Below are 2,266 nucleotides of genomic sequence, written 5' to 3' on the forward strand. Positions count from 1 at the left end.
CGCTGGCGTCGAGGAAAATCCCTAAAGGAGCCGTTATCGAGGGCTTCCCGAACCCCTGCCTCCACTGCGGGAATGTACTCTCTTGGTATGGTGCCCCCCACAATGTGGTCCTCAAAGACAAAGGCCTCTTCACAGGGTTCGACCTCGAGCACCACGTGGCCGTACTGCCCCCGTCCGCCCGTCTGGCGAATGAATTTCCCCTCCGCACGAGCAGAGGACCGGATGGTCTCTTTGTACGCAACCTGAGGCTTACCGACATTGGCCTCAACCTTGAACTCCCGCAGGAGTCGGTCGATGATAATCTCAAGATGGAGCTCACCCATACTGGAGATAATGGTCTGCGCCGTTTCCTCGTCACTTCGCACCCGGAAAGTTGGATCCTCTTCGGCAAGCTTCGCAAGAGCAAGGCTCAGCTTGTCCTGGTCCGCTCGGGTCTTCGGCTCAATGGCAACGGAAATCACTGGTTCGGGGAACGAAGGAGCCTCAAGGATGATGGGGTACTTCTCATCGCACAGCGTATCTCCCGTCGTTGCCCGGCGCAATCCCACAATGCCACAGAGATCTCCCGCCTTTACTTCCTCCACATCTTCGCGGTGACTGGCGTGAATGATGAGGAGGCGACTGACCCGCTCTTTTTCTCTCTTTGAAGCGTTGTACACATAGGTACCGCTCCGCAAGGTCCCCGAGTACACTCGCACGAAGGAGATCTTTCCCGCGTGGGGGTCCATGACAATCTTGAAAACAAGACCCACAAAGGGCTCTTTCGCAAGAGGGAGTCTTGTTTCCTCCTCTTTCGTCTCCGGATGGAACCCTCGAACAGGAGGGAGATCCAGAGGCGAAGGGAGGTAGAAAACCACCGCGTCAAGAAGCGGCTGAATACCCTTGTTTTTTAAAGCCGACCCTCCAAGAACAGGGACAAACTTTCCTGAAATGGTCCCTCGTCGGATTGCCTTGCGGAGGAAATCCGGTGAGAGCTCCTCTCCTTCAAGGTAGCGGGAGAGCACCTCCTCATCGATTTCAGCTAAAGCTTCGATGAGTTGCTCCCGAGCTTTTTCCGCCTCCGCAAGGAGGAAAGAGGGCACATCTTCTACCCGGTACGAAACACCGCTCTCGTCGATATCGTAGAAGTAAGCCTTCATCTCAACAAGGTCCACAACGCCCACGAAATCTGCTTCTCTTCCAATAGGAATTTGAACCGGATGGGCATTGGCGTTGAGCTTTTCCCTGATGGCTTTGACGACGGCAAAAAAGTCCGCACCAACGCGATCGAGCTTGTTGACAAAGGCGATGCGGGGAACTCCGTACTTGTCTGCTTGATGCCATACAGTCTCGGATTGAGGCTCCACTCCTCCAACCCCACAGAACACGGCAATGGCCCCATCAAGTACCCGGAGACTCCGCTCCACCTCAACTGTAAAGTCCACGTGCCCTGGCGTATCGATGATGTTAATACGGCAATCCCGCCAGAAACAGGTTGTTACTGCAGAGCTTATCGTAATGCCTCGCTCCTGCTCCTGAGGAAGAAAGTCCATAGTCGCTGTTCCTTCGTGGACCTCTCCCATGCGGTGAATCTTCCCCGTGTAGTACAGAATGCGTTCCGTAACCGTTGTCTTCCCCGCATCAATATGCGCCATAATACCGATATTCCGTATCTGCGATATGGCGTAATCGCCAAAGCTTTGGCCATTCTGCTGTACTCTATTCATTGCCTTGCTCACGCCTTACTCCACACCCTCCCTTAGAACCACCGATAGTGGGCGAAAGCTTTATTCGCTTCGGCCATACGGTGCGTATCTTCGCGTTTCTTTACTGCCCCACCCGTGCCATTCGCTGCATCCATAATCTCCTGGGCGAGCTTTTCAATCATGCTCCGTCCCTGTCGCTCCCGGGCGTACTGCACAAGCCAGCGAAGACCAAGGCTCTTGCTCCGATCGGGACGAACCTCAATGGGAACCTGGTAGTTCGCTCCCCCGACACGGCGAGGACGAACCTCAACAAGAGGCATGACGTTATTCAGAGCCTGGTAGAAAACCTCAAGAGGATCGCGTTTTGTCTTTTCCCGAATAATTTCAAAAGCCCCGTACACAATTTTTTCAGCAATGCTTTTCTTTCCGTCGACCATGACTTTGTTGATGAGCTTTGCCACGTCCACATTGTTGTACAGAGGATCGGGAGCAATTTCTCTCTTGGGAACAGGACCTTTCCTTGGCAACCTCTCCTCGCTCCTTACTTCTTGGGTCTCTTCGCGCCGTACTTCGAGCGACCC

The 2,266-nt window shown here is 54.0% G+C and carries 2 protein-coding genes; both read right to left on the reverse strand.

Annotated elements, in window-relative coordinates; translation table 11 throughout:
- A partial coding sequence (fusA, locus tag H5U36_10130) for an elongation factor G (protein MBC7218463.1) occupies positions 1-1,706 on the reverse strand: 1,706 nt, incomplete at its 3' end.
- 32 nt (positions 1,707-1,738) lie between these two features.
- Entirely contained in the window at positions 1,739-2,212 is a 474-nt protein-coding gene (rpsG, locus tag H5U36_10135; protein ID MBC7218464.1) for a 30S ribosomal protein S7, read from the reverse strand.
- Between the last annotated feature and the right edge of the window lie 54 nt (positions 2,213-2,266).

Source organism: Candidatus Caldatribacterium sp. (assembly GCA_014359405.1).
Classification (GTDB): domain Bacteria; phylum Atribacterota; class Atribacteria; order Atribacterales; family Caldatribacteriaceae; genus Caldatribacterium; species Caldatribacterium oleiphilum.